A 24399-nucleotide genomic window follows, 5' to 3' on the forward strand; every position below is an offset into this window, starting at 1 on the left:
ATCAGCTTACCGCCCAATCCGACGTCTGTTATCTCACAAATCGAGGCTTTCCAGCATGTCCACAATTGGGTCGTAAGCGGAATGGCGGCTTTTGGAGCGGAGCGAGGGGTAGCCGCACATCTGCTATGATCGCTGGCGAGGTAAGGGCATCAATCCTCACCCAAAGGAAAGCTCAAGCCCCCTGAGCTCGGCAAGATCGAGCTGTCGTTCGATTGCTTCACATTGGGCGCAAGCTCGCTTGAACCCATAGCAGCAAGGACATCCTCAATCCGCGCCGGATCGCCCAGAGCAATCACGGTCCCGTCGCTATCGGCGTCAAGCGGGTTGCCTTGCCAGTCGCTCATCACTCCGCCTGCGCCTTCGACCACGGGGACGAGTGCAGCGTAGTCGTGAAGCTTGAGCCCTGTCTCCATCACTAAGTCGATATGGCCGCTCGCCAGCATCGCGTAATTGTAGCAATCGCCGCCGTAGATCGGCCACGGCTTTTTGGGATAAGCATTGGTGACGACATTCAGCCACGCATCGGCCTCATCCGCGCTGAAGCAGTGGGGTGAAGTGGTCGCCATGCTCATCCCTTCAACCCCGCGACAGGGGCGGGTTTTGACAGGCTTGCCATTCAGCGTCGTGCCATCGCCCACGCGGCCTGCCCAGCGTTCGCGCTGCACCGGCTGGTCGATAATTCCGAGTACGGGCCAGCCGTCCTGCATCAGGGCAATCAAAGTCCCGAATATCGCGCGGCCCGCGACGAAGCTTTGCGTGCCGTCAATCGGATCGAGCACCCATTGCCGCCCTGCGCTTTCGTTGCTTGTGCCATATTCTTCGCCGATAATGCCGTCATCGGGGCGCTCTTCCTCGATCATCTTGCGCATGACCGCCTCGGCAGCGCGATCGGCCTCGGTCACAGCGGAGGCATCGGCCTTTGTTTCCGCCGCCCAATCACCCTTCGCATCACCGCGAAACAGCGGACGGATGACGGAACCGGCTGCATCGGCGAGGCGGTTGGCGAATTCGAGATCGGCTGGAGTCATGGGCGAACGCTTTCTGTACTACGCCTGCCTACGTCAAGCCCAAAGGATATCTGTTCGGAAAAGTGCCATGTTCACAATAGCTTCACCTGCCGATTCATAAGGCAGCCCTAGTCAGATGTTCGGGAGTTTGGGCGGTGTTCTATCGGTTGTGCATGTTGGTAATCGCATCGCTTTCCGTCAACGGATGCGCGGGGTTGGGATATCTGGGCAGCGCGGTGCTTTCGCCTCCGCAAAAGGTGATGGTCCAATCTGAAGGCTTTGGCGAATTGGAACTTTATAGTTTCGATACTGGCCCCTCACCTTCACAGGCCATTTTTTTCATATCAGGTTCGGGATGCGCATCGCTTCGCTTCTTCCTGAAACGCTACTTCACAGGGCTACCCGAAGGCTACCGAATTTATGCGCTACAAAAGTCGGGTGTTGACGCGATGAACACGGGCGCGAATTGCTCTGATCAGTTTCACCGCTCCAACACTATAGATCAACTGATCGCGCGAAACGGAGCGGCTCTGACGGCTGTAAAAGCCCAGTTTGGCGGCGAGTTTGTAGCAATTGTAGGTGTATCCGAAGGCGGGGTTGTCTCGGCACCCGTAGCTGTAGCGAACCCGCAGATCCCCAACCTCATCATCATCGGCGCAGGCGCAATGACGTTTCGTGAAGAGCTTTCAATTCTTGCCCGCCAAAGAGGGAGGGAGGACGAACTCACCGCCGCTCTTGCGAACGTGGAAATCACCCCGAAAAGTATCGATGAGCGCTTTATGGGAATGCCTCATCTCTATTTGACGAGTATGCTCGATTTCGATCCCCTGCCGCATCTGCTTGCCTCCAAGCAGCGCGTCCTTTTCGTACATGGTGAAAAGGATGAGAGTGTACCTCTTGCCTCAGCACGCGTCGCTGCCGAAGCATTGTCCCGTGACAGCAGCCGTAAGGTGGTTCTCGAAATCGTGCCCGGCGCAAATCATGTGTTGGTGAATGAGGAGGGTGACCAGAAGGTGGACATTATGAGGAAGCTTCCCGTCTGGATGAACGTCGCAGATCAAGGCGCCCTCCAATAATCGAAGGCAATCTTCTGATGGAGGGCGACGTAGTTCTTGGCCTCGACACCTTCCCAATCAAGCGGCCACTCGCCTTGCATTTCATCGGATAGGTGGGAGCGGCTGACGAACCAGCCTTGGCCCGGCAAGCCGTCTGACTGGCGAACGACAAGCACCGCAAGCCCCGGTTCGCCCGCGATACGCGCATCCTCGTCATGGGCGTCGAGCACCTTGCACAATGCACGCATCTTTGGCCGTGTAAAACCGTAGCCGAGGAGCCCGAGCATCTGCGAATAGGTAAGCGCATTACCAGCACGCGCCGCGCCCTTGAGAATTTCCCGGACCTCGCCGGGATCAAACATCAATCAAACAGGCTGCTGACCGAGCTTTCGTCGGCAATCCGGCGGATCGCTTCGCCTACCAGCGGAGCAATGGGAAGCGCACGGATTTTGTCTGATTTTTCCGCTGCTTCGGTCAGTTGGATCGAATCGGAGATCACCAGCTCTTTCAGTTTGGAGCCATCGATGCGCGCCACCGCACCGCCCGACAAAACGCCGTGGGTGATGTAAGCGGTCACCGATTTCGCGCCATTTTCAAGCAGAGCCTCGGCCGCGTTGCATAGCGTGCCGCCTGAATCGACGATGTCATCGATAAGGATACAATGGCGACCAGAAACGTCGCCGATGATATTCATCACTTCCGATTCACCAGGGCGATCACGGCGTTTATCGACGATGGCGAGAGGCGCATTGTCGAGACGCTTGGCCAGTGCGCGTGCGCGCACAACGCCGCCCACGTCGGGTGAGATAACCATCAAATCCTGATCGCCGTAACGCGCCTGAATATCGGCGGCCATGACGGGCGCTGCATACAGATTGTCGGTCGGAATATCGAAGAAGCCCTGAATCTGGCCAGCGTGCAAATCCACCGCCAGAACGCGGTCCGCGCCCGCTTCGGTGATAAGGTTGGCAACCAGCTTTGCCGAGATGGGCGTGCGCGGGCCGGGTTTCCTGTCCTGGCGGGCATAGCCAAAGTACGGCACGACCGCAGTGATCCGACGAGCCGACGCGCGCTTAAGCGCATCGATGCAGATCAACAGCTCCATCAAATTGTCATTGGCGGGATAGCCGGTCGACTGCACCAGAAACATATCCTGACCACGCACATTTTCATGGATTTCGACGAAGATCTCTTCATCGGCGAACCGGCGCACGCTTGCATCGGTCAACGGCACTTCGAGATAGGCGGCAATCGCCCGGGCGAGCGGCAGGTTAGAATTGCCGGACATGATCTTCATGGACGCGAATCCCTGTTTAGGAGCTTTGCACCCCGCCTAATGAAGCGTCATTGAATTGCAACACGCGAAGGGGTGTTTGCCCTCAGTTTCTCACGCGCCGATGGCGGAATGGGGCGCAATTTATGAAAGCGCGCAACGCAAATATTATGATTGCCCGTTGGCGGCTATTTCGTCAAACGGCAGGCGAATGTGAATATCACATAGAGCGAAAGCCCTTGCCTAAGCCAAGAACAGTTTTCTAATGTACATAGTGCAACTGGCTGATTACTTATACGCGACCGTAAATCCACACCATCAATTCCACATCTTGTGGAGAGCGACAAGCCAGTGTTAAAATTGGGAGAGATTTACATGGCGCATTCCACCCGCACTGATGCGAAGGGCGTTCAAGTGAGCTGGCCAGTCCTTTTACTAGCGGCAATTGTGGCAGCACCCATTCTTTTCAGCCTGGGCACATACATCGGCGAACAGCTATTTCTGGCTTTCGGAGAAAGCTAAACGAAGCGCATCAGTTTGTGATCAGCAGGGCGACTACCGCCGCCAGAACGAGCACATTTACAACCCATAAGCCCAATGCTGCGGGCAATTTATAATGCCTTCTCGCTTCAAGGCCCGCCGGACGCATATTTACCGCTTGGAAGACAAGCAGCACAATAAAAAACCCGATGTAAGAGTAGGCAGGAATTTGAAGTTGCCCCAATTGGCTACCGCCGTACAACCCACCAAGAACTATGCCGCCAATGAATGGTGTGACTACCAAGAGAAGATAGTAAGCTGCTTTACCGGTGCCGTTCGCAAGCGACAGACGCTGGCTGAGGAAATCGAAATAGTTTGTCATTTTTATGTCTCGTGCAAGGCTGAGTGGGACGACCAGTCCGAGCCAGACGACCCACTCAGACAGGATTGTCAGCTGTTGACAACCCAAGCTTCACCGATGAGATAAAGCCCGCCGCCAAGTGCTCCGATTACCGCGCTTCCCGCCACAATTTGGGGTTGACCAGTTACAACGCCAACACCAGCTCCGGAAGCGCCTACTGCCATGAGAACTCCTCCGGCTTCCTGTAAGGTCAAATCGCCCCCAGAAACAGCATCCAGTTCATCAAGTCCCAGCGTTTTGATTGAGGTCGCGCGCGAACTACTATCAAGACTTAGTGTATTAATCTTTTTCCTTCCTAATTGAACCGACACGATACTTGTCGATCAAGAAGGTTCTTTCCAATATTACGTTGGCCAATTCTATAGTTGCGATGTACTATCTGATCGGTCTTTGAATCTTTAAGAGAGAAATTGCCGCGCTACGTCCTACCCTAACGCTCACCCCCGGTGCGGAGCAATCCGGTGTTCGCCCCTGATCCAGCGCACTGTTCCCGATGATGCGCGCATCACCACGCTATCGGTGGTCATGATCGTTGCGCCGGTGGACTTCTTGCGCTTTTTCACCCCGTCGAGAAGCGAGCCATCGGTCACGCCTGTTGCAGCGAAAATACAATCCGATTTCGCCAGCTCTTCAAGCTTGTAGATTTTGTTGAGGTCCGTGATGCCCCATTTTTTGGCGCGCGCTTTTTCATCGTCGTTGCGGAAGACAAGACGACCGTTGAACTGGCCGCCGACACAGCGCAGGGCCGCAGCTGCAAGAACGCCTTCGGGTGCGCCGCCTTGGCCCATGTAGATGTCGATGGTGGTGTCCTGATCGGTCACGGCAATCACGCCTGCGACATCGCCATCACCGATCAAGTGCACGCCGCAACCGATTTCGCGCAGCTCTGCGATAAGGTCGGCATGGCGCGGGCGGTCAAGGACGCAAACGTTTATCTCGGACGGCTCAATGCCCTTGGCCGCTGCAACCGCCTCGACATTCTGCGTCGGCGTTTTGGCAAGATCGATCACATCGGCGGGAAGGCCCGGCCCAACGGCGAGTTTATCCATGTAAACATCAGGTGCATTCAAAAGCCCGCCTTCTTCCGAAGCGGCAAGAACCGCTAGCGCATTCGGACCAGCCTTTGCGGTAATTGTGGTCCCTTCCAACGGATCAAGCGCGATGTCGATCCTGGGCCCCTTACCCGGCGCACCGCCAACCTTTTCTCCGATATAGAGCATGGGCGCTTCGTCGCGCTCGCCCTCACCGATGACCACCGTGCCGTCCATGTAGAGCGTGTCGAATGCGCGGCGCATGGCCTCAACCGCCGCTGCGTCCGCGGCCTTTTCATCGCCGCGCCCGATCAATTGCGCCGCCGCCACCGCAGCTGCTTCGGTCACGCGCACCATTTCCAGCACGAGCACGCGGTCGATCGCATTTTCGTCAGCTTGGTCTTTTGCGGCCAGTACATCTGTGCCAAGGTCGGAAGTCGTTTCGGTAGTGTTCATCGAGAATTCAGTCCTTATGCGCCCATGAAGGGCCGGGGCCTTTGATTGTCGCCAGAGCGCTTAGCCACGAGGATACACGCTTGTCGAGCATTCCTATGCATAACTCACCAATTGCGCGCTTTCTCGCAGCGGTTTTGTGTGTGTCCACCCTTGGCGCTCCTTTGACCGCGCAAGATGAAGGGGGTGTGACATCACAGTCTGATGATGAAGATGAGGCCGGGAGCGCCAAAGGACCGCCGCGTCCTTTTGGTGGAGGGCTCGATTTATCCGTCACGGTTCCGCGCGATCCCGATGCTCTGGTCGAAGAGCAATGCGAGCGCGAAAACGACGTCGGCCGGGTTCAGGGTGAAATCGTCGTGTGCCGCCAATTGGGCGAGGCCAGCGATGGGTCTTATGATCGCGAAGAATTCGAGCGCGGCTATGCCGAGCGAACGCAGGGCGATAAGCCGGTGAATGTTTCAGGGATGCGCGACCTTGCCCATTCCATCACGCTGGGCTCTGCCCCCGAAGCGGTGTTGATGATTGATGTCGAAGCGCTGCCAGAGGCACCCGCAGGTTCAGACGCGGACCGTATTGCGCGCGGACTGCCAGCACTGGGGCAAGATGAAGACCTAACCCCTGAAGAAATCCAGCGCCGCCGCCGCGCAGCCGGGCTCGATGCGCCCGATTTGCCGGGACAATAGGTACATTGAAGGCAGCGCTCGCCTTTTGGAGCATGGTTGCCTCAATCGGCCCCGCCGCCTTGGCACAAGAGCCGCAGGAGACGGGCGAACAGGCCGCCATGGATCCGCCGGTGGTCATTGACCTGACCCTTCCCTCGTCCTCCCCCGCATCAAGCGAAGAGTGTGACGAACAAGCCGATGCCGCGCGCATCGCTGGCGAAATCGTTGTGTGCCGCTCCTTGGGCGAGGAAAGTGATGGCTATTATGATCCACAGCGAGTGCAAGAGGCGGTGGGCAGACGCACCATTGGACCCATCGCGCCCGATGTGGACGGGTCTGGCCTCAAATTGCCGACAGAGGGATCGCTTATTGCCATCATCGTCACCGTGCCCACAGGCGAACCGGGCGAGCAGCCGCTTATGGTTGACCTAGAAGCTTTGCCCGAAGCTCCTCCCGGCTCGGACGCAGACAGAATAGCCAAGGGGCTCTCGCTAAAAAACTAGGCTCAAGCCATAATCGGCAGGACCAGCGGTTCGCCTGTTAGGCTGTCTGAACCATCGAGCAGCGCCAAAGCTTTGCCGACATTGGCCTCTGGCCCTTCGTGCGTGACCATGGCAACCAGCACTTCATTATCGTCGCTTCCACCGCCCGCTTTTTGCAGGCCCAGCTGAATAAGGCTTTCAATCGAGACATCGGCATCGCGCATGGCAGCAGTGATCTCGGCCAGCACGCCGGGGCGATCATTGACTGTAAAGCGCAGATAAGCGCGACCCATGCGGCCACCGGGCTCAGCAGGGGCAAGCTTCGCCAGAGCATCCACAGGCGCGGAAAATGGCGTTCCCACATCGCCGCGTGCAATATCAATAAGGTCAGCCACAACCGCGCTTGCGGTCGGACCATCGCCAGCGCCCGCGCCCTGGAACAGCAGACGGCCAACATAATTGCCCTCTGCCACCACGGCATTGGTCGGGCCATCGACAGGGGCAAGAGGGTGATCTTTTGCAACAAGGCAAGGGCGCACACGCTGAAGCAACTTTGGCCCATCGGCGTCGTTCTGAACGTCAGCCTCGCCAATCAGGCGGATAACAAAGCCGAGCGCATCGGCCTGAGCGATGTCAGCGGCGCGCACCTGTACGATGCCGACGGTATCGACATTGGCAAAATCCAATTCGACCCCGAAGCCGATCGTGGCAAGGATGGCAAGCTTATGCGCTGCGTCCACGCCCTCAATATCAAAAGTCGGGTCCGCCTCGGCGTAGCCAAGCGCCTGCGCCTCGGCGAGCGTCTCGCCAAAGTCTGCGCCGGTCGCCTCCATCGTGGTGAGGATATAATTGCAGGTGCCGTTGAGGATGCCATAAACGCGCGTCAATTCATTCGCGCTCGCCCCTTCGCGAAGGCCCTTGACCACCGGAATACCGCCAGCCACCGCTGCTTCGAATTTGAGCGCGTGGCCGCCCGCTTCTGCTTGGCGAGCAAGCTCCATCCCGTGATGAGCGATCATCGCCTTATTCGCGGTGACGAGGCTTTTCCCACCGTTAAACGCTGCGCGTGACAGCGTCAGGGCCGGGCCATCGGAACCCCCGACAAGCTCGACCACCACATCCACATCATCGCGGGCGGCAAGCGCGGTCATATCGTCTTCCCACGCAAAGCCGCTGATATCGACGCCGCGATCCTTGCCGCGTTCACGCGCACTGACCGCGGTCACTTCAATGGGTCGGCCTGCACGGCCTGCGATCAAATCGCCATTGGACTGGAGCAGGCGAATAACGCCCGCACCAACGGTGCCAAGGCCAGCAAGGCCGATGCGCAAAGGGCTTGAAGATGATGCAGTGGTGCCCAAGGGGGTGCTCCCGAATGTGTAATGATCCCAATAAGGCGCACTCGCTTAGGGTTCAGCACTCTCACGTCAAGGGAGATTGCACCCCTAAGACTGAACAGGCTCGGTTATCGCGCGGGTGCACGGGCCAAGCTCTTTGCGTACATAAAGGTAATCTTCCTCTGCCAATCGCCGCGCTGCTGGATCGCGCGCGAGATTGGCGCTTGAAGGCAGGCGGTCGGGCAGTGAGCAGGCGAGGCGATACCAGCGCAGCGTTTGAGGGGCCGGCGCGCGCGCCGCCGAATCGATGATTTCGCCCCACGACACACCCCATTGCGGCGCCTGCCCCGGACGGCGAAGCACGGTGATCGAAACCGGTGAGCGATCCTTGGTTTGGACAAAAATCTGTGTCTCGGATTCGCCGACAAGCGTGCCCGGCACAGCCAGCGCATCACCGATGCCTTCAACCTTTGGAGGCACATCACCAGAGGCAAGCTCAGTCAAAATCGGGCGCAGCCGCGCTTCGAATGCAGGCGTGTAATCAAGCATCGCCTGTTTGCCAGTCAGGCGCACAGAGCCCGGCCTGCCTTCCACCCGGTCAGCAAACAGCAGCACCTCGCGCTTTTTATATTTTTGCGGCTTACCTTTCGAATCGAGCGGCACGTCAACAAGAAAAGTGAGCGATTCGCCCACCGCCGCCGCCCCTGCGATCAGCGAAAGCGTGCGCGCCTCCATGTAAAGCCTTGCAAAACCGGGGGCTAATCCGGGGGCTCTTTCAGGTTCCAATCGGATTTGGCGGCGAATCTGAGCGCGAATAACCATGTCCGAACGCTCCGCCAGATCGACCAAATCCACATAAGTGGCCCTGTCGGTCGCATTGATCATTTCTGGGACAGGGGTTTGAGAAAAGGCTGGCTGGGCCAAAAATCCGATCCCCATAACAGCGCTGCCGATCATAGCCAGCCTGCTGAAATTAAATGTTAAATTTGTGTTAACGCGCCTAACCATCGAGGGTCCTCATGTGTTTTTTCCGCAAGCTTTTGCGGGTCTTCTTATTGCAAACCTATCGCAATGAATCACCCCTGAATGGATAAAGCGTTTGATTGCCTAGGTGTTGCCCGTTAATGGACGTTGCTCGTGTTGAGGTTGGGGACAAAGTCAGCACGTGGAGAGCGCTGCTTCGTTTCGGTCCATTTTGGATTTGTTGCGGGCAGTCGATTGGGACGAAATTCGCGAACGCCTTGCCGGGTTACTGGGCCGGGTTGCCGGATAGCTGAGTACTTGGCGTCGTGTGAGAGAAATCTGACCAATCGGAAGTTCAAGATTCTGGGAGTCACAGCCCGGGTCTGGTTGAGTGCGTTGTGTGGCTTCTTCGGTTGCGATTCGGCGTTTGCTTGATTTGGCCCTGATGTGAAAATGTGTGTCGAGCTCCCCGGTTCGACATTGAGTATGGAGTGAAAGCGACTGCATGTCCTACGCTGACCAATCAAATAAGCTGACGCCAGCAAAAATGGTCGGGCTCATCTTCGCCGTAGGATTTGTTGCCCTTGCCCTTATCGGCATGGCAATGGGTCTGACTATCAGCAAGGCGGTCCAAGCGATCGAGCGCGTTACGACGGTTGATATTGAGGAACCACCACCCCCGCCGGAAGAACCCGACGAGCCACCACCACCGCCGGAGAATGCACCGCCACCTCCGCCGGTAGCACCGCCGCCGCCGATCAATATCTCGCCGGCACCGCCACCTATTCAGACGACGCCGAAACCGCCGCCGCCTGCTCCTCCGGTCCTGGTGATTCCACCTCCGGCTCCTGTGGCTCCGCCGCCGCCGCCTTCACAGGCACGTGGTGCAAGTCCGCGCGGTCAAAACCGTTGGGCAGGCAGGATTCAAGAGAACTATCCATCACGCGCCCTGCGTGAGGAAATCGAGGGCACTGTTGGTGTTCGCGTGACTGTAACCCCGGATGGCCGTGCAACCGGCTGCCAGGTCACCTCGTCAAGCGGCTCAAGCATTCTCGATGACGCAGCCTGTAAGGGTGTGGAGCGTTATGGTCGCTTCAATCCAGCTCTTGATGACGCTGGTAACCCGACCACAGGCTCGTTCTCGACCCGGATCACTTATCGACTGAACTAATGCAATCCATGGGCCTTGGCGCGAGGGGACAATCTCGCCAAGGGTCATAAAATTATCTCAAGAGGATTACTCGCAATGAACCTTTATTATCTTGCTGCGGCGGCTGCCGACACTGAAGCACCCGTCAACGAGTTCGGCTTCTGGAAAGCCATGGAAGAAGGCGGCCCCGTCGCCTGGTCGATCCTTGCTGTCATGATCATCATGTCAGTGGGCTCGTTCTACATCCTGTTCACCAAATACTTTGAGCAAGCCAAAGTGATGCGTCAGTACAAGAGCGTTCAAACCTCGTTCTGGCGTGCGGCGTCGCTTAAGGAAGGCGCAACCAAGCTTGAGAAAAACTCAGCATGGCGCCAGCTTGCAGACGATGCTGTGACCGCACAGGATCACCACAGCAAAATGGAAGGCGCAGGCAACGAGATCCACTTCGTTGAAGAAGAACTCGCTCACTCGCAAAACACCATCAACCAAGCGCTTTCAGGCGGTCTTTCGTTCCTCGCATCGGTTGGTGCTACCGCTCCGTTTATCGGTCTGCTCGGTACCGTGATCGGTATTTACCGCGCGCTGATCAACATCGGTATCGAAGGTTCTGCTTCGATCGATAAAGTTGCCGGCCCGGTTGGTGAGGCGCTCATCATGACCGCTATTGGTCTGCTTGTGGCTGTGCCTGCTGTGCTTGCGTTTAACTGGCTGCAATCGCGCAACCGTCGCATCGACGCTTTGATGACCGATTTCTCGAACAACATCGTTTCTTACATCGGCTCAAACGGCACGATTAAGCCTACGGCTGCTGCTGCTGCTCCTGCGAAGAAGCCAGCTCCAGCTGCACCTGCGAAGAAGTAAGTTTGCATTCAGCCTCGGGAACATACTGAAAAGTCTTCCCGAGGCTGCAAACACCGCTTTCGCAGGGACATCTGAAACCTCAGATGTCGGTTTTGAGAAACGCTCTTTTTGAGCAAATAAGGAATTCACAATGGCGATTTCGATGGGAGGCGGGGGCGATACCCCAATGTCCGACATCAACACCACGCCGCTGGTGGACGTGATGCTGGTTCTCCTGATCATCTTCTTGATCGCGGTTCCGGTGGCGATCCAAACGATCGAGCGGCTGGAAATTCCAATCTTCGAATCGCGCGAATCGAAGAATAAGGTTGAAAACCTCCAGCTCACCGTCAGCACGACCGACGCAGCCGGCAACACCGCGGGCACAATCCGCAGCGGTTTCCAGGGTGCGACGCGTTCTGGCGAATGTCGGGTGTACTTCAACAACATCACTCCGATGACGTCTGAAGAGCTCTACAATGCCGCGTTTGAACGCCTGGACAAGATCGTGCAGGCAGCCGGCGGCGTTGATGCGATCATGGATGATCCCGAGAAGATCCCACAGGTTCACATCCGTGCCGACAAGAACGCTCCATGGCGCTGTGTCGCTGGAGCTATCTACAACATTCAAGCTGCTGGCTATCCGACGGTTGGGTTCATTTCCAACCCGGTCGATCCAAACGGCTAACGGCTAGAATAAGGAGAAACAGACATGGGTATGGCTGGAGGTAAGCTCGACGGCGAACCGATGATCGATATGAACATGACCCCGCTGATCGACGTTCTGCTCGTTCTGCTGATCATGTTCATCATCACCATCCCGGTGGCGACCCACTCGGTCGACATCGACCTTCCATCAGGTGAAACACCGCCAAGCGACGTGCAAGTGGACCCGGTGAAGAACAAGCTGGTCCTAACCGCAGAAAACCAGATTTTGTGGAACGGCGATGCCATCTCGCAAGGTCAGCTGCGTACGCTTCTCGCTGAAAGCACAGCAATGGCGGTTGAGCCTGAGCTGCAATTCGAGCCTGAAGCGCTTGCCAGCTACGATCTCTCAGCCAAAGTGCTGCAGACGATTAAAGCATCGGGCGTCACCAAGTTCGGCTTTGTCGGAAACGAGAAATATCGCGTTTTCGGTAAAGAATAAGCTTTAGAGCCGCGGCTCTGACAAAGGGCGCTCGCGGGAAACCGCGGCGCCTTTTTTATTGGGGGAAGGTCAGAGCTTGGTCATGACCTTCTCGGCGAACGTGCCTGCCGATTGGTTATAAGGGGCCAAACTCGTCTTTCCGCTGCGATAAGCCAGCGCCTGTGAGACAACGTCATTCTCACCCTCATGTGCCAGCCACCATTCTCCGCCTTGGCTTTTTGAAACAATTTCACCCGAAGTTGCCGCGTAAAGCGAACGCGCCGCATTCAGCACAGCATTGGCAGTCGAGGAGCCGGGTGACGCGTCCTTCAAGTCGCGGATGTGCCAGTCAAGTTCATCGCGGAGCGCTTGGCGAAGCGCGTCTGAATCGGGGTGCCCAAGCACCTCCACAGCTGATGGGCCGTAAAGAGCGAACGAGCTTTGTCTACACAGCTGCATATTGATAAGAATGTCGCTGCTCATGCCTTTCGTTTCCGTCTGAACGCCCCATTCACTACCCGTTGAAAGAGCATACTCGTACGGCATTTGCACAACCGGTGATGTGACCGCACCGAGAGAGCAGATGATAAGCTCCAACCCGAAAGCAGGCACCGGCAGGGCCTCGTGGCCGAGCTGGTCAGTGAGCCGCTTCTGGCGTGTTGGAGTGATCTCTCCCAAGACTACGCCAAGGATATCCAGATCGCTCAAGCCGGGCCGAAAGTCGTTCTGTACGAGCGATCCGTGGAGGTACAAGGCAACCAGATCGGAGCCTAGGATTTCACAGTGGATGGACGTGACCTCTTCAAGATAGGGCGTTATCGCAGAATCAGGCGGGAGGAGATCGAACAGCTTTTGCAACGGACTAATCTCCCTCCCCACAATCTATCTCTTGGGGGTCGATCCGCATCGCTTCACCCACCAGTGTCTCCGCCTCGATCAAGAGCTCATCATCGACCGCGCCTTGCGGCACCGCCTCGCGGCCGATCATTGTCATCACGGGCACGGCCAATGGCGAAACCCGTTCCAGCTCCACGTGTACCAATTCGTGCTGCGAACGCTCCAGCAAATCCGCGAGCCGCCCCACGTCTGTCATCCGCGCTCTCGCGTCCGCCCAGGCAGCCTCCAAAAGCACGTGATCGGGCTCGTACTTCTTGAGCACATCGTAGATGAGGTCGGTTGAGAAAGTGACTTGCTTACCCGTCTTACGCTTGCCGGGGTGTTGTCGCTCGATCAGGCCGCTGATCACCGCCACTTCGCGGAATGCGCGGCGCAGGAGGTGGCTTTCGGTGACCCAATCGGTGAACTCTTCGGTTAGAATGTCGGGCGACAAGAGCGGTTTGGGATCAAGCACGGGCTTCAGCCCCCAAACGGCAAGTGTGTAGTCATTCGCCACAAACCCCGCGGGCATCAGCCCCAGGCTCTCCATCCGCCGCGTGATCAACATCCCAAGCGACTGGTTCGCGTTCCACCCCTCGAAGGTGTAGTAAACGGTGTAGTGCTTATTCGCGTGAGGGAAGCTTTCGACCAGCAGTTCGCCGGGCTTTGGCAGGCGGCTGCGATAATCCTGCACTTCCAGCCATTCGCGCACATCATCGGGAAAACGCCCCCATCCTGCGCGGTCATCAAGCATCGCTTGCACCCGCGTTGCCAAATGGCTCGTAATCGGGAGGCGCAAGCCGCCATAAGAGGGGATCGTCGCCGACGTCTTGGCCGCGCGCACGATCACATCCATGTCCTTGACGCTCTCAACCTCAAGGCTCATGCCCGCAAAGAAGAAGGTGTCCCCTGTCGAGAGCTGCGCGGCAAAGCGCTCCTCCACCTTGCCCAGCTGTCGCCCGTTTTTGAAGCGCACTTGGAGCATTTCACTATCGACAATGATGCCGGCATTCATCCGGTGACGCTGCGCCTGATTGGGATGGGAGAGCCGCCAGACCCCGGCCTTGTCACGCACGATCCGCTTGAACTTGTCATAGGCTTTGAGCGCGTAGCCGCCGCTCTCGACGAAATGCAGAACGCGATCGAATGTCGTCCTATCGAGCCAAGCGTAGGCCAGAGACGAACGGATTTCCGCGAGCAAATCATCCTCTTGAAAAGGCGCAGCGCAAGCGCAGGCCATTACGTGCTGTGCGAGTACATCAAGCCCTCCCGCACGAAAGTCCTCGCCATCGCGCATCCCTTCATCAACCGCGTCTTTCGCCGCCATGGCTTCCAAGAATTCAAAGCGGTTGCCCGGGACCAGCACCGCGCGGCTGGCGGTGTCGAGGCGGTGGCCTGCGCGCCCGATTCGCTGAAGGAGGCGCGAAGAACCCTTGGGCGCACCCATCTGCACCACGAGATCAATATCGCCCCAATCGACCCCTAAATCGAGGCTGGCGGTGCACACCAGCGCGCGCAATTCCCCTGCTGCCATAGCGTCCTCGACCCGCCGCCGCGCCTCTTTGGAAAGGCTGCCGTGGTGGACACCGATGGGCAGATTGTCCTCATTCTCTTCCCAAAGGCATTGGAAGATAAACTCAGCCAGAAAGCGCGTGTTGGTGAAGATCAGCGTGGTGCGATTAGCCGCGATTGCCTCCATCAATTGCGGCACCGCCCAGCGCCCCGCGTGCCCACCCCAAGGCACGCGTTCTTCAATCGGCAGGAGGATGTCGACTTGCGGTTCCGCCCCGTCCTCGCCCAGAACCAGATCGGCAGCGCGGATTTCACCCGTGTCATCGGCGGGTTGGTGCGCAAGCCACTCCTGAAAGCTGAGCGGATTGGCGAGCGTTGCGGAAAGCGCGACCCGCTGCATATCGGGCGCGAGGCGTTGCAAACGCGCCAAAGAAAGCGCGAGCAAGTCGCCCCGCTTGCCGGTGGCGAAAGCGTGAACCTCGTCGATCACCACGCGTTTCAGCGTGCGGAAAAGCTCCATACTTTCGGGATAGGAGAGGAGCAGCGACAGACTCTCAGGCGTTGTCAGCAACACGTGCGGCGGCTTTTCGCGCTGGCGTTTTTTGCGGTCCGAAGAGGTGTCGCCCGAACGCGTCTCGACCCGAATGGGGAGGCCAATTTCCTCAATCGGGGTGAGAAGATTGCGCTTCACATCATGCGCCAGCGCCTTGAGCGGAGACACGTAGAGCGTGTGCAAGCCATCTTCGGGCGGCTCGACAGATGAGGGCGCAAAATCGCACAAGGTAGGCAGGAAACCGGCCAAGGTCTTGCCAGCGCCCGTGTCCGCCACCAGCAGCGCATCGGCTCCAGCGCGCGCCTTCTTGAGCATTTCGAGCTGATGGCGACGCACCCGCCACCCGCGCGCGTCAAACCAGCCCTGAATCTCTGGAGGAATTTCAGGCAGATTTGCGTTTGCGATCACTCGCCTTGGATCGTGACCGGCGCAACTGGGGTCACAACATCGCCAAGAGTGGCTTCATCCACTCCCAATATCTGCGCCATGCGGCTGCGCTGCTCTGCACTCAAATCACTGACATCGCGCTCCGGCGGGAGGGCCGCCATCGCTGCCTCCATTTGCGCACCCATATCGCCGAATTGCTGCATCATCGCAGGCATCGCTTGCATACTTGCTGACATGACTTGCGGGTCAGCCATCAGCTTGATGTTTTCCTGAGCATAGAGTTTGCCTGTGGGCGTTGCGAAGAAAGCGGCAATGTCGGCAAGCTGCGCATCATCGAACCGGATTGCATAAGCTTTGGCCATGCCTTCCTTAAAGCCCGGTTCGATCAAGACCGCTGCCTCAAGCATGATGTCATTCAACATGTCCTGCATGATGGTGCCGCGTTCTCCAAATGACGGGTCAAGCAATCCTGCAAGCTCGGCCTTTTCCGCATCGGAAAGCGAGGCGGTAACTTGCGGGTCCACCATCACGCGGCTGCCGATCACCATCTCAGCAGCGCCCGCTCCGCCCATCATATCAAGCAGCGGCCCCATGGTGCTCGACATCATTTCGCTCATCATGTCGGCGTAGAAGCCTTCGGGCATCATCACGTCGATCAACGCTTTTGCTGCGGGCAGACGCGCCTCTTGTTCGTCGGTCAGGGGTTCGGAAGTGAACATCCCTGCGAACATATCGCCCATCGCTTCAAGCTGCTGTGCACTTGGTTCGCCCGAATTTTGAGCCAGAGCGGTCACAGGGGCGGCAATCAGCGAAAGTCCGGACGCAGCGGCAAAAAGGAAACGTTTCATATTCATGATCCTTGGTAAGGTCGTTGAACTGTCAATGCCCGACACTTTCGCCGCGTTCCAAACCCGATAGCTCCAACTGCTCATCGATCTGCGCGATAAGGCGATCAAGACCCTCTTGCGTGTCGCTCTCGGCGCGCGCGACCAGAACGTCCTGTGTGTTGGACGCACGAAGGAGCCACCAGCCATCGGCGGTGTTCACGCGCACACCGTCAGTTGTGTTGACCTCTTCAACGCCATCGCCCGGATTGGTGGTGAGCCGCTCGGAAATCTCGGCCATCGCCGGGAATTTGCGCGCTTCGTCCACTTGAAAGCGCATCTCTGGCGTGTTGAGCATATCAGGGATAGCCCCGCGAAGCTCAGTCACGGATTTGCCGAGCCGCGCGGAGGCTGCAAGCAGGCGCACACCCGCATAAAGCGCATCGTCAAAACCGTAATAAGTGTCAGCAAAGAACACGTGCCCGCTCATTTCGCCAGCCAGCGGCGAGCCCGTTTCCTTCATTTTGGACTTAATCAGTGAGTGACCGGTCTTCCACATCAGCGGCTCACCGCCGCACTTTGCCACGTGATCGAACAGCGCGCGGCTCGCCTTCACATCCGCGATAATCGTTTGACCTTGGTGCGTTTTTAGAACGTCCTCGGCATAGATCATCAATAGCTGATCGCCCCAAATTATCCGGCCCTCACCGTCGATCGCTCCGATCCGGTCACCATCCCCGTCAAAGGCCACTCCAAAATCGAGGTTCTTCTCAGCGACAAGCTTGCGCAAATCCACCAGATTTTCCTCAACCGTTGGATCAGGGTGGTGATTAGGAAAATGACCGTCAACTTCAGTAAACAGCAAATGATGCTCACCCGGCAAACGCTCAGCCAGCGCTTCGAGAGCTGGGCCCGCCGCACCATTGCCCGCATCCCAGCCAACTTTCAGCCCGGCAAGCTTTGCCTCGTCAATACCGGTGAGCCCTTCGAGCATACGCTCGACATACTCGCCAAGGATGTCTCTGGCGGTGACTTCTCCCGCCCCCTCGGCCCAGTCCCCGGCCGCCGCCATCGTGCCGAGCCGTTGAATGTCAGCCCCAAAAAACGGTCGCCCCTGAAATACCATCTTGAAGCCATTGTAATTGGGGGGATTGTGGCTGCCAGTTATCTGAATGCCGCCTTTCACCTCTTCGCTTGAAGCTTCGGCGTAATACAGCATCGGGGTTGCCCCCATGCCAATCGCCACGACATCACAGCCGCTCGCGGTCAGCCCTTCGACAAGAGCGTGTTCAAGCATGGGTGAGCTAACCCGCCCATCATAACCCACCGCAACCTTGGGCGCTCCTTGGGCGCCAGCCGCTTCTTCCGCACGGCGCAGGAGCGTGCCGAATGAACGGCCAATCGCGCGCGCATCGTCCACTCCCAGAGTTTCGCCAATAATGCCTCGAATATCGTATTCGCGAAGGATGGTGGGATCAAAATTGTATGACATCGTTAGTAAGAACCTCAATTCGCTTGAGTTTAGTGCTTGGGAAAACAGCTTGTCGGTTTACTTGACCCCTAGCAGCATTCACGATGCTCTGCTTGCATGAAATGATGTCAAACTGGTGTATCTTTGTCCGATTGTTCACCATCGCTCAGCGCAAGATCGGCAAGCAATAAATCGCGCGCGTCATTGGCATCGTGCACCTCGCCGCTTGATCCGCCGCGATCGGGGTGAACCTGTGCGATCAATTTCTTATGCGCGCTCAAGATTTCTGCCCGCGTGGCTTTGCGTGATACGCCCAAGATTTTGCGCGCCTCTGCAAGTTTTTGTGAGCGGGATTGCGGGCCGGAGAGCATTTGCCACGGCCACTTGCCGAGCGCCCAACGGAACAGAACCGCACCAAGCGCAAGGATGATCGCAAACTTGAGCATCCTAGGCGGGCTCCATCGCAGCGCTCGCTTCGGTCTTGCCCGGTTTCATGGCGGGAAGCTTCAGCGCGGCCACAAGCGCGCGCAATTCCTGACGCGCGACCAGATGGCTGGTGCCAAGTTCGCCCAAATGCCCTTTGTCCAGAAGAGTGAGCCCGGATGGAAACAACTCGCGGTAAATCACCCTTTCGGAAAGGCCGTGAGTCACGCGAAAGCCCACGCGCTTTGCCATTTCGGTGAGCGCTTTATTAATCCGCGCCATATTGCGCGCCTCTGTGTGACCCGTACGATTGCGCACAACCACCCAATCCATTTCAGGCCGCGCGCCGGTCGCTGTTGCCCGGCTCCTTTTCATCCGCGCTTCCCATATGAGTTCGGCGAAAAAGGACAGCTTTTTGACCTTGAAGTTTTCCGGATCAACCTGTCCGATCAGGTCGAAATCGACAAAGCTGTCGTTCATCGGCGTGACCAGCGTATCCGCTTGCTCCACGGCCGCGCGCGCCAGAGGATCGTCCCGGCCCGGATTGTCGATGATGAGAAATTCGCAGTCTTTCTCAAGCTTTTCAATCTTTAGGAGAAGGGCAGAATCGCTGCGCCCCTTGAACACTTCGCAAGCCGGTGTCGGCAGTTCGAGCCCACGCCGCTGCATCGTGTGAAAGCGGTTTTCCATATAGCGGTGCGAGGTGCGCTGACGCGGATCAAGGTCAAGCATGGTGACACGCTTGCCCAGATAGGACAGCGCCACTGCCACGTGCACAGCCGTAGTTGATTTGCCCGTCCCGCCTTTTTCATTGGCGAAGACAATCCGGTGAGTGCCGTATCTTGCAGGCGCGCCGTCCATAGAAACTGTCCTGTGCGTATGGCCGGTGCGCCGCGCCCACCAGCTCTGAAATGTTGACCCAGTGCGTGAAGGGAAGCTTGTCGAAACGCAGCGCCCCGGTCTATCGCACGCCCAAGTGTTATCCGAGGGGAGCCAGAGGTGCAAACAGCAACCACGCTCGATGTGTTGAGAACAAGCATTGCCAAGCTTCGCGAGAACGGCGCGCGTATTGGGCTCGTCCCGACCATGGGCGCGCTGCATGAAGGGCACCTGACGCTCATCCGCCGCGCGCGCGAAGAATGTGACAGTGTGGTGGCCTCAATCTTTGTGAATCCGACGCAATTTGGCCCGAACGAAGACCTGGACGCATACCCGCGCCAATTGGCCGAGGATGCAGCCATGTTGGAGGCTGAAGGCTGTGCGTTTTTGTGGGCACCAGAGCCGCAGGAAATGTATCCCGATGGCTTTGTGACCAGCATTTCGGTGAGCGGAGTAAGCGAGGGGTTATGCGGCGCGGCACGCCCCGGCCATTTTGACGGCGTTGCAACGGTCGTGAACAAGCTCTTCAACCAAGTCGCGCCCGACATGGCCTTTTTTGGCGAGAAGGATTTCCAGCAGCTCGCCGTCATCCGCGCAATGGCCCGCGATCTCGATCTGACGCGCCCTCATGTGCACTCCATCGTCGGCGTGCCGACAGTGCGCGAAAGCGACGGCCTCGCCATGTCGAGCCGCAACCGTTATCTGTCCGAAGGCGATCGAGCCGCTGCGACCACTCTGCCGCAATCAATGAAAACGGCGATTGCACGCATTGAGGACGGCGAGCCAGTGGCCCCGGTCCTCGCCGCGCTTGAAGGGGAGTTGCTGCAAGCAGGCTTTGCCAGCGTTGACTACGCCGTTCTTGCCGATAGCGCTTCCCTTGCGCCGTTGGAGCGCCTATCGGGATCTCCTGCGCGGCTATTGGTTGCCGCTCGCATTGGCACCACCCGCTTGATCGACAATATGGCCGTGTGCGCATGATACATCCGGCGTGAGCGGCCACGAAGGACACACACCGTAATGCTTAAGCACTTCTGGGGCTCTTTCCTCTTCACTGCCATATGTATGGCGCTGGGCGGATGGTATGGCTGGGAGATGACCGGCACGGTCGATGGCACGCTCTCAATCCTATGGATTTGTGCCGTTTTGGCAGTGCTCGAAGTCTCGCTTTCGTTCGACAATGCAGCCGTCAACGCATCCATCCTGAAAGACATGACCCCAGTCTGGCAGCAACGCTTCCTCACTTGGGGTATCGCAATCGCGGTGTTCGGGATGCGGGTCGTCTTCCCGATTGTGATCGTAATGGTCGCAGCCTCGCTTGGCCCTGTGGACGCGGTGCGTCTGGCACTTAGCGATCCGGCAGAATATCAACGCATCGTCAGCGATGCGCATATCGGCCTGATGGGATTTGGCGGCGCGTTTTTGGGCATGGTAGGGCTCAAATTCTTCTTCGACGCAGATAAGGACCACGATTGGATCCGCGTGATCGAACGGCCATTGGCAAAGGTTGCCGACATCGAGGCGATCTCTATTGGTCTTGTCCTCGCTGGCACCTGGGCGACATCAACCATGCTGGCAGACGCAGACGCGCTCACCTTTATTGTCGCAGCCATTGGCGGGCTTCTGACCTATCTCGCCGTTGAAATCGTCAACCACGTGCTGGAGCCGCCTACCCCTTCGTCCGGCGACGTCGCAAAGGCAGGGTTTGGCGCGTTTCTCTATCTCGAAGTGCTCGATGCGAGTTTCTCCTTTGATGGAGTGATCGGTGCCTTCGCGCTCACCAATAACCTTATCATTATCGCTATCGGCCTTGGCATTGGTGCGATGTTCGTGCGCTCAATGACGATCTTCCTCGTGCGTAAAGGCACGATGAGCGAGTACCGCTATCTCGAACACGGTGCGTTCTACGCGATCCTTGCGCTGGCGGTGATCATGTACATCAACACTTTCGCGCACATCCCCGAAGTCATCACCGGGTTGATTGGCGCTGTACTGATTGGCCTTGCCTTTTGGTCATCGGTGCGCGCGAACAAGGCGGACGCAGCCGCTCAACCTGCTTGACGAGCGCGCTGATTTAATGGCAATGAGCGCTCCTGACTGACCTGAGCGGGTATAGCATAGTGGTAATGCTCCAGCCTTCCAAGCTGGCTAGAGGGGTTCGATTCCCCTTACCCGCTCCAAAATTTTCCCTCCCCATAGGTTTTCTAATTTTGCGATAGGCGCGTAAGGCACTAGCTGGCGTGTCATGACGTTACTTACGCACCTTCAAAGGCTCGAGGCTGAGAGCATCCACATCCTGCGCGAGGTGGTGGCTGAGGCTGAGAATCCAGTCATGTTGTATTCGGTGGGCAAAGACAGTGCGGTTATGCTGCACCTGGCCCGCAAGGCCTTCTACCCCGCACCTCCGCCTTTCCCGCTGCTCCATGTCGATACGAGCTGGAAATTTCAGGATATGTACGCCCTTCGCGATAGCATGGCGGAAAAGACCGGTATGAAACTGCTGGTCTGGCAGAACGAGGAAGCTGAGGAGCGCGGGATCAACCCGTTTGATCACGGGGCGCTGCACACCGATATGTGGAAGACCCAAGGGCTGAAACAGGCGCTTGACCACTATGGCTTCGACGCAGCCTTTGGCGGGGCGCGCCGCGATGAAGAAAAAAGCCGCGCGAAAGAGCGTGTTTTTTCCTTCCGCACAGCATCTCATTCGTGGAACCCCAAGGACCAGCGCCCTGAGCTTTGGAACCTTTACAACGCCAAGAAAAACAAGGGCGAAAGCATCCGCGTCTTCCCCCTGTCGAATTGGACCGAGCTCGACATCTGGCAATATATCATGGCCGAAAATATCGAGATCGTGCCGCTCTATTTCGCAGCGGAGCGACCCACATTTGAGTGGGAGGGCGGCCTGTTCATGGCGGACGATATTGATCGGCTCGAACGGGTGATGGGCAAGAAACCGGAAATCACCATGAAGTCGGTGCGGTTCCGCACGCTTGGCTGTTTCCCGCTGACCGGCGCGGTTGAAAGCACAGCGTCCACCCTTTCCGAAGTGGTACAGGAAACCCTCCTCACCTCCACCAGCGAGCGTCAGGGCCGCGTGATCGACAAAGACGCAGGCGGTGCTGGAATGGAGAAGAAAAAGCAGGAGGGGTATTTTTGACCTGCCACGTCAGACATGAAGTGGCTGACGAAAGGTCAACCCCGGACTTGATCCGGGGTCCTTCGCCCCACACGGAAGCTAGCAGGATTCCTGCCTTCGCGGAAATGAAGAACGCATCATGACCAACCACCCCACCTACGAAACCGATGCTCTCATCGCAGAAGACATCGATGCCTATCTCGAAGGGCACCAGAACAAGAGCCTCCTGCGCTTCATCACCTGCGGCAGCGTAGACGATGGCAAATCGACCCTGATCGGGCGCCTTTTGTACGATTCCAAGATGATCTTTGAAGATCAGCTGGCGAGCCTTGAAGCCGACAGCGCGCGCCACGGAACGCAAGGGCAGGAGATCGACTTTGCGCTGCTCGTGGACGGCCTTGCCGCAGAGCGCGAGCAGGGTATCACCATTGATGTCGCGTACCGGTTTTTCACCACTGAAAAACGCAAGTTCATCGTCGCCGATACGCCGGGGCACGAACAATACACCCGCAATATGGTGACAGGTGCTTCGACCGCTGACCTCGCCGTGATCCTTGTCGATGCGCGCAAAGGCGTGCTGCAACAAACGCGGCGGCACTCTTTCCTTGTGCACCTTCTTGGCATCAAGCATCTGGTGCTGGCGGTAAACAAGATGGACCTTGTCGATTATTCGCAAGCGACATTTGACGCGATTGTCGAGGATTACTCTGCCTTTGCCAAAGAAGTCGGGATTGAGGGCTTCACCCCCATCCCCATCTCCGGCTTCAAGGGCGACAACATTACTTCTGCGCCCTCTGCCAACACCCCTTGGTATGACGGCCCTGCGCTGATCGACCATCTTGAAAGCGTTGAGCTTTCGAGCACGGCTGCGCAGGACGCTTCTTTCCGAATGCCGGTCCAATGGGTGAACCGCCCTAACCTCGACTTTCGTGGGTTCGCCGGCCAGATCACAAGCGGTACGGTAAGACCGGGCGATAAAGTGCGCGTAGTGCCATCGGGCAAGACGAGCACGATCAAGAGCATAGCGACCTTTGATGGCGACATGGATGAAGCTGTCGCGGGCCAATCAGTGACGCTCACCCTCGAAGACGAAGTTGATTGCAGCCGCGGCGATGTCATTGCAGCCGCGGATAACCCGCCAGAGGCCTCCGACCAGTTTTCTTCGACCATTGTATGGATGGACGAAACCGCGATGAAGCCGGGTCGGGGATATTGGCTCAAAATCGGGAGCCAGACGGTCACTGCTACCGTTCAGCCGCCAAAATATGAGATCGACGTCAACAGCCTCGATCATCTGGCGGCAAAGACGCTGGAGCTCAATTCCATTGGCGTTGCCGAATTTGCGACCGACAAGCCGATCGTGTTTGAACCCTACGCGACGAATAAAGGGCTTGGCGGGTTCATCCTGATCGACAAATTCACCAATGCGACCGTCGCCGCCGGCATGATCGCATTCAGCCTCCGCCGCGCACAAAATGTGCATTGGCAAGCGACCACGATCACCCGCGATGACCATGCGAGCCTAAAGAACCAGAAACCGCGCGTCTTGTGGTTCACGGGGCTCTCGGGCTCTGGCAAATCCACAATCGCCAATGAGGTTGAAAAGCAGCTTGCTCTGATGAACCGGCACACTTTCCTGCTTGATGGGGACAATGTGCGCCATGGCCTGAACAAGGATCTGGGCTTCACCGAAACCGACCGGATTGAGAACATCCGCCGCATAGGTGAAGTTGCGCGGCTTATGGCGGATGCCGGGCTGATCGTGCTCACCGCCTTTATCTCGCCTTTCCGGGCGGAGCGTCAGATGGTGCGCGAAATGCTTCCTGAAGGCGAGTTTATCGAGATTTTCGTTGATACACCCCTCGAAGTTGCAGAGCAGCGAGATGTGAAGGGCCTGTATAAAAAGGCACGTTCGGGCGAGCTTAAAAACTTCACCGGGATCGACAGCCCTTACGAAGCGCCCGAAGCCCCCGAAATTCGGGTGAACACGGTGGATATGACTCCGCTTGAGGCTGCCGAATACATCATTGCTCAGATATTGCCGCTTAAATGAGTAGC

The 24399-nt window shown here is 57.6% G+C and carries 25 protein-coding genes and 1 tRNA gene; 12 read left to right on the top strand and 14 right to left on the bottom strand.

Annotation, left to right across the window (positions count from 1 at the left end):
- Positions 1-149 precede the first annotated feature (149 nt).
- On the bottom strand, positions 150-1028 hold the full coding sequence (locus INR77_RS00855) for an inositol monophosphatase family protein (protein ID WP_223072087.1): 879 nt from the start codon (positions 1026-1028) through the stop codon (positions 150-152).
- Between the two features lie 152 nt (positions 1029-1180).
- On the opposite strand from INR77_RS00855, the gene INR77_RS00860 reads away from it, so the two are divergent.
- Entirely contained in the window at positions 1181-2083 is a 903-nt protein-coding gene (locus INR77_RS00860) for an alpha/beta fold hydrolase (protein ID WP_223072088.1), read from the top strand.
- Here the strand turns inward: INR77_RS00860 and INR77_RS00865 are convergent.
- The 5 genes from INR77_RS00865 to glpX all read right to left on the bottom strand — a co-directional run bounded on the left by INR77_RS00865 (position 2065) and on the right by glpX (position 5723).
- A complete protein-coding gene (locus INR77_RS00865; RefSeq protein WP_223072089.1) occupies positions 2065-2424 on the bottom strand; it encodes a ribose-phosphate pyrophosphokinase in 360 nt (119 codons plus the stop codon). The genes INR77_RS00860 and INR77_RS00865 overlap by 19 nt on opposite strands.
- The gene (locus INR77_RS00870) at positions 2424-3359 is read right to left on the bottom strand and encodes a ribose-phosphate pyrophosphokinase (protein WP_223072090.1); all 936 of its coding nucleotides are present in this window, start codon (positions 3357-3359) and stop codon (positions 2424-2426) included. Before INR77_RS00870 ends, INR77_RS00865 begins: the two co-directional genes overlap by 1 nt.
- Before the next feature lie 508 nt (positions 3360-3867).
- On the bottom strand, positions 3868-4197 hold the full coding sequence (locus INR77_RS00875; RefSeq protein WP_223072091.1) for a hypothetical protein: 330 nt from the start codon (positions 4195-4197) through the stop codon (positions 3868-3870).
- Positions 4198-4265: 68 nt separating this feature from the next.
- Entirely contained in the window at positions 4266-4547 is a 282-nt protein-coding gene (locus INR77_RS00880) for a Blp family class II bacteriocin (RefSeq protein ID WP_223072092.1), read from the bottom strand.
- A gap of 126 nt (positions 4548-4673) precedes the next feature.
- Positions 4674-5723 (bottom strand): class II fructose-bisphosphatase, encoded by a 1050-nt coding sequence (gene glpX, locus INR77_RS00885; RefSeq protein ID WP_223072093.1) that lies wholly within the window; start codon positions 5721-5723, stop codon positions 4674-4676.
- A gap of 95 nt (positions 5724-5818) precedes the next feature.
- Between glpX and INR77_RS00890 the strand changes: the two genes are divergently transcribed.
- Both INR77_RS00890 and INR77_RS00895 read left to right on the top strand, forming a co-directional pair.
- Entirely contained in the window at positions 5819-6406 is a 588-nt protein-coding gene (locus tag INR77_RS00890; protein ID WP_223072094.1) for a hypothetical protein, read from the top strand.
- Between the two features lie 5 nt (positions 6407-6411).
- The gene (locus tag INR77_RS00895) at positions 6412-6888 is read left to right on the top strand and encodes a hypothetical protein (protein WP_223072095.1); all 477 of its coding nucleotides are present in this window, start codon (positions 6412-6414) and stop codon (positions 6886-6888) included.
- A 2-nt stretch (positions 6889-6890) separates the two neighbouring features.
- On the opposite strand, the gene INR77_RS00900 is transcribed toward INR77_RS00895, so the two are convergent.
- A complete protein-coding gene (locus tag INR77_RS00900) occupies positions 6891-8228 on the bottom strand; it encodes a homoserine dehydrogenase (protein WP_223072096.1) in 1338 nt (445 codons plus the stop codon).
- A gap of 84 nt (positions 8229-8312) precedes the next feature.
- Entirely contained in the window at positions 8313-9161 is an 849-nt protein-coding gene (locus INR77_RS00905; RefSeq protein ID WP_255573844.1) for a hypothetical protein, read from the bottom strand.
- 511 nt (positions 9162-9672) lie between these two features.
- Between INR77_RS00905 and INR77_RS00910 the strand changes: the two genes are divergently transcribed.
- The 4 genes from INR77_RS00910 to INR77_RS00925 all read left to right on the top strand — a co-directional run bounded on the left by INR77_RS00910 (position 9673) and on the right by INR77_RS00925 (position 12304).
- On the top strand, positions 9673-10338 hold the full coding sequence (locus INR77_RS00910) for an energy transducer TonB (protein ID WP_223072097.1): 666 nt from the start codon (positions 9673-9675) through the stop codon (positions 10336-10338).
- A gap of 75 nt (positions 10339-10413) precedes the next feature.
- A complete protein-coding gene (locus INR77_RS00915; RefSeq protein ID WP_223072098.1) occupies positions 10414-11178 on the top strand; it encodes a MotA/TolQ/ExbB proton channel family protein in 765 nt (254 codons plus the stop codon).
- Positions 11179-11308: 130 nt separating this feature from the next.
- A complete protein-coding gene (locus INR77_RS00920; RefSeq protein WP_223072099.1) occupies positions 11309-11845 on the top strand; it encodes a biopolymer transporter ExbD in 537 nt (178 codons plus the stop codon).
- 24 nt (positions 11846-11869) lie between these two features.
- Entirely contained in the window at positions 11870-12304 is a 435-nt protein-coding gene (locus tag INR77_RS00925; protein WP_223072100.1) for a biopolymer transporter ExbD, read from the top strand.
- A gap of 69 nt (positions 12305-12373) precedes the next feature.
- Here the strand turns inward: INR77_RS00925 and INR77_RS00930 are convergent, their stop codons facing one another.
- The 6 genes from INR77_RS00930 to INR77_RS00955 form a co-directional block, all read right to left on the bottom strand.
- A complete protein-coding gene (locus INR77_RS00930; protein ID WP_223072101.1) occupies positions 12374-13141 on the bottom strand; it encodes an aminoglycoside adenylyltransferase domain-containing protein in 768 nt (255 codons plus the stop codon).
- Positions 13142-13145: 4 nt separating this feature from the next.
- Positions 13146-15632: a ligase-associated DNA damage response DEXH box helicase gene (locus INR77_RS00935; protein ID WP_255573845.1), complete on the bottom strand. Its 2487-nt coding sequence runs from the start codon at positions 15630-15632 to the stop codon at positions 13146-13148.
- Complete coding sequence (locus tag INR77_RS00940; RefSeq protein ID WP_223072102.1) at positions 15629-16459, bottom strand: DUF2059 domain-containing protein; 831 nt, start codon at positions 16457-16459, stop codon at positions 15629-15631. The genes INR77_RS00935 and INR77_RS00940 overlap by 4 nt, the downstream gene beginning before the upstream one ends.
- A gap of 31 nt (positions 16460-16490) precedes the next feature.
- On the bottom strand, positions 16491-17927 hold the full coding sequence (gene pgmG, locus INR77_RS00945; protein WP_223072103.1) for a phosphoglucomutase/phosphomannomutase PgmG: 1437 nt from the start codon (positions 17925-17927) through the stop codon (positions 16491-16493).
- A gap of 107 nt (positions 17928-18034) precedes the next feature.
- Positions 18035-18352, bottom strand: a complete 318-nt coding sequence (locus tag INR77_RS00950; RefSeq protein WP_223072104.1) for a J domain-containing protein — start codon at positions 18350-18352, stop codon at positions 18035-18037.
- A gap of 1 nt (position 18353) precedes the next feature.
- Complete coding sequence (locus INR77_RS00955) at positions 18354-19190, bottom strand: division plane positioning ATPase MipZ (RefSeq protein ID WP_223072105.1); 837 nt, start codon at positions 19188-19190, stop codon at positions 18354-18356.
- Between the two features lie 138 nt (positions 19191-19328).
- Here INR77_RS00955 and panC point away from each other — a divergent pair, with 138 nt between their 5' ends.
- The 5 genes from panC (at position 19329) to cysN (ending at position 24394) form a co-directional block, all read left to right on the top strand.
- On the top strand, positions 19329-20186 hold the full coding sequence (panC, locus tag INR77_RS00960) for a pantoate--beta-alanine ligase (protein WP_223072106.1): 858 nt from the start codon (positions 19329-19331) through the stop codon (positions 20184-20186).
- A gap of 39 nt (positions 20187-20225) precedes the next feature.
- On the top strand, positions 20226-21266 hold the full coding sequence (locus INR77_RS00965; RefSeq protein ID WP_223072107.1) for a DUF475 domain-containing protein: 1041 nt from the start codon (positions 20226-20228) through the stop codon (positions 21264-21266).
- A gap of 45 nt (positions 21267-21311) precedes the next feature.
- Positions 21312-21385: transfer RNA gene (locus INR77_RS00970), tRNA-Gly, on the top strand.
- Between the two features lie 65 nt (positions 21386-21450).
- A complete protein-coding gene (cysD, locus tag INR77_RS00975; protein WP_223072108.1) occupies positions 21451-22362 on the top strand; it encodes a sulfate adenylyltransferase subunit CysD in 912 nt (303 codons plus the stop codon).
- Between the two features lie 118 nt (positions 22363-22480).
- Positions 22481-24394: a sulfate adenylyltransferase subunit CysN gene (gene cysN, locus INR77_RS00980; RefSeq protein WP_223072109.1), complete on the top strand. Its 1914-nt coding sequence runs from the start codon at positions 22481-22483 to the stop codon at positions 24392-24394.
- The last annotated feature ends 5 nt before the right edge of the window (positions 24395-24399 follow it).

The organism is Erythrobacter sp. SCSIO 43205 (assembly GCF_019904235.1).
In the GTDB taxonomy this organism is placed as follows: domain Bacteria; phylum Pseudomonadota; class Alphaproteobacteria; order Sphingomonadales; family Sphingomonadaceae; genus Erythrobacter.

Excerpts from the sequence above, each read along its gene's own strand:
- INR77_RS00855 (WP_223072087.1), bottom strand. The coding sequence starts at position 1,028 with ATGACTCCAGCCGATCTCGAATTCGCCAACCGCCTCGCCGATGCAGCC.
- pgmG (WP_223072103.1), bottom strand. The coding sequence starts at position 17,927 with ATGTCATACAATTTTGATCCCACCATCCTTCGCGAATACGATATTCGA.
- INR77_RS00865 (WP_223072089.1), bottom strand. The coding sequence starts at position 2,424 with ATGTTTGATCCCGGCGAGGTCCGGGAAATTCTCAAGGGCGCGGCGCGT.
- INR77_RS00955 (WP_223072105.1), bottom strand. The coding sequence starts at position 19,190 with ATGGACGGCGCGCCTGCAAGATACGGCACTCACCGGATTGTCTTCGCC.
- INR77_RS00890 (WP_223072094.1), top strand. The coding sequence starts at position 5,819 with ATGCATAACTCACCAATTGCGCGCTTTCTCGCAGCGGTTTTGTGTGTG.
- INR77_RS00940 (WP_223072102.1), bottom strand. The coding sequence starts at position 16,459 with ATGAAACGTTTCCTTTTTGCCGCTGCGTCCGGACTTTCGCTGATTGCC.
- cysD (WP_223072108.1), top strand. The coding sequence starts at position 21,451 with ATGACGTTACTTACGCACCTTCAAAGGCTCGAGGCTGAGAGCATCCAC.
- INR77_RS00965 (WP_223072107.1), top strand. The coding sequence starts at position 20,226 with ATGCTTAAGCACTTCTGGGGCTCTTTCCTCTTCACTGCCATATGTATG.
- INR77_RS00920 (WP_223072099.1), top strand. The coding sequence starts at position 11,309 with ATGGCGATTTCGATGGGAGGCGGGGGCGATACCCCAATGTCCGACATC.
- INR77_RS00860 (WP_223072088.1), top strand. The coding sequence starts at position 1,181 with ATGTTGGTAATCGCATCGCTTTCCGTCAACGGATGCGCGGGGTTGGGA.
- INR77_RS00925 (WP_223072100.1), top strand. The coding sequence starts at position 11,870 with ATGGGTATGGCTGGAGGTAAGCTCGACGGCGAACCGATGATCGATATG.
- INR77_RS00915 (WP_223072098.1), top strand. The coding sequence starts at position 10,414 with ATGAACCTTTATTATCTTGCTGCGGCGGCTGCCGACACTGAAGCACCC.
- INR77_RS00905 (WP_255573844.1), bottom strand. The coding sequence starts at position 9,161 with ATGATCGGCAGCGCTGTTATGGGGATCGGATTTTTGGCCCAGCCAGCC.
- INR77_RS00950 (WP_223072104.1), bottom strand. The coding sequence starts at position 18,352 with ATGCTCAAGTTTGCGATCATCCTTGCGCTTGGTGCGGTTCTGTTCCGT.
- INR77_RS00875 (WP_223072091.1), bottom strand. The coding sequence starts at position 4,197 with ATGACAAACTATTTCGATTTCCTCAGCCAGCGTCTGTCGCTTGCGAAC.
- INR77_RS00910 (WP_223072097.1), top strand. The coding sequence starts at position 9,673 with ATGTCCTACGCTGACCAATCAAATAAGCTGACGCCAGCAAAAATGGTC.
- cysN (WP_223072109.1), top strand. The coding sequence starts at position 22,481 with ATGACCAACCACCCCACCTACGAAACCGATGCTCTCATCGCAGAAGAC.
- glpX (WP_223072093.1), bottom strand. The coding sequence starts at position 5,723 with ATGAACACTACCGAAACGACTTCCGACCTTGGCACAGATGTACTGGCC.
- INR77_RS00870 (WP_223072090.1), bottom strand. The coding sequence starts at position 3,359 with ATGAAGATCATGTCCGGCAATTCTAACCTGCCGCTCGCCCGGGCGATT.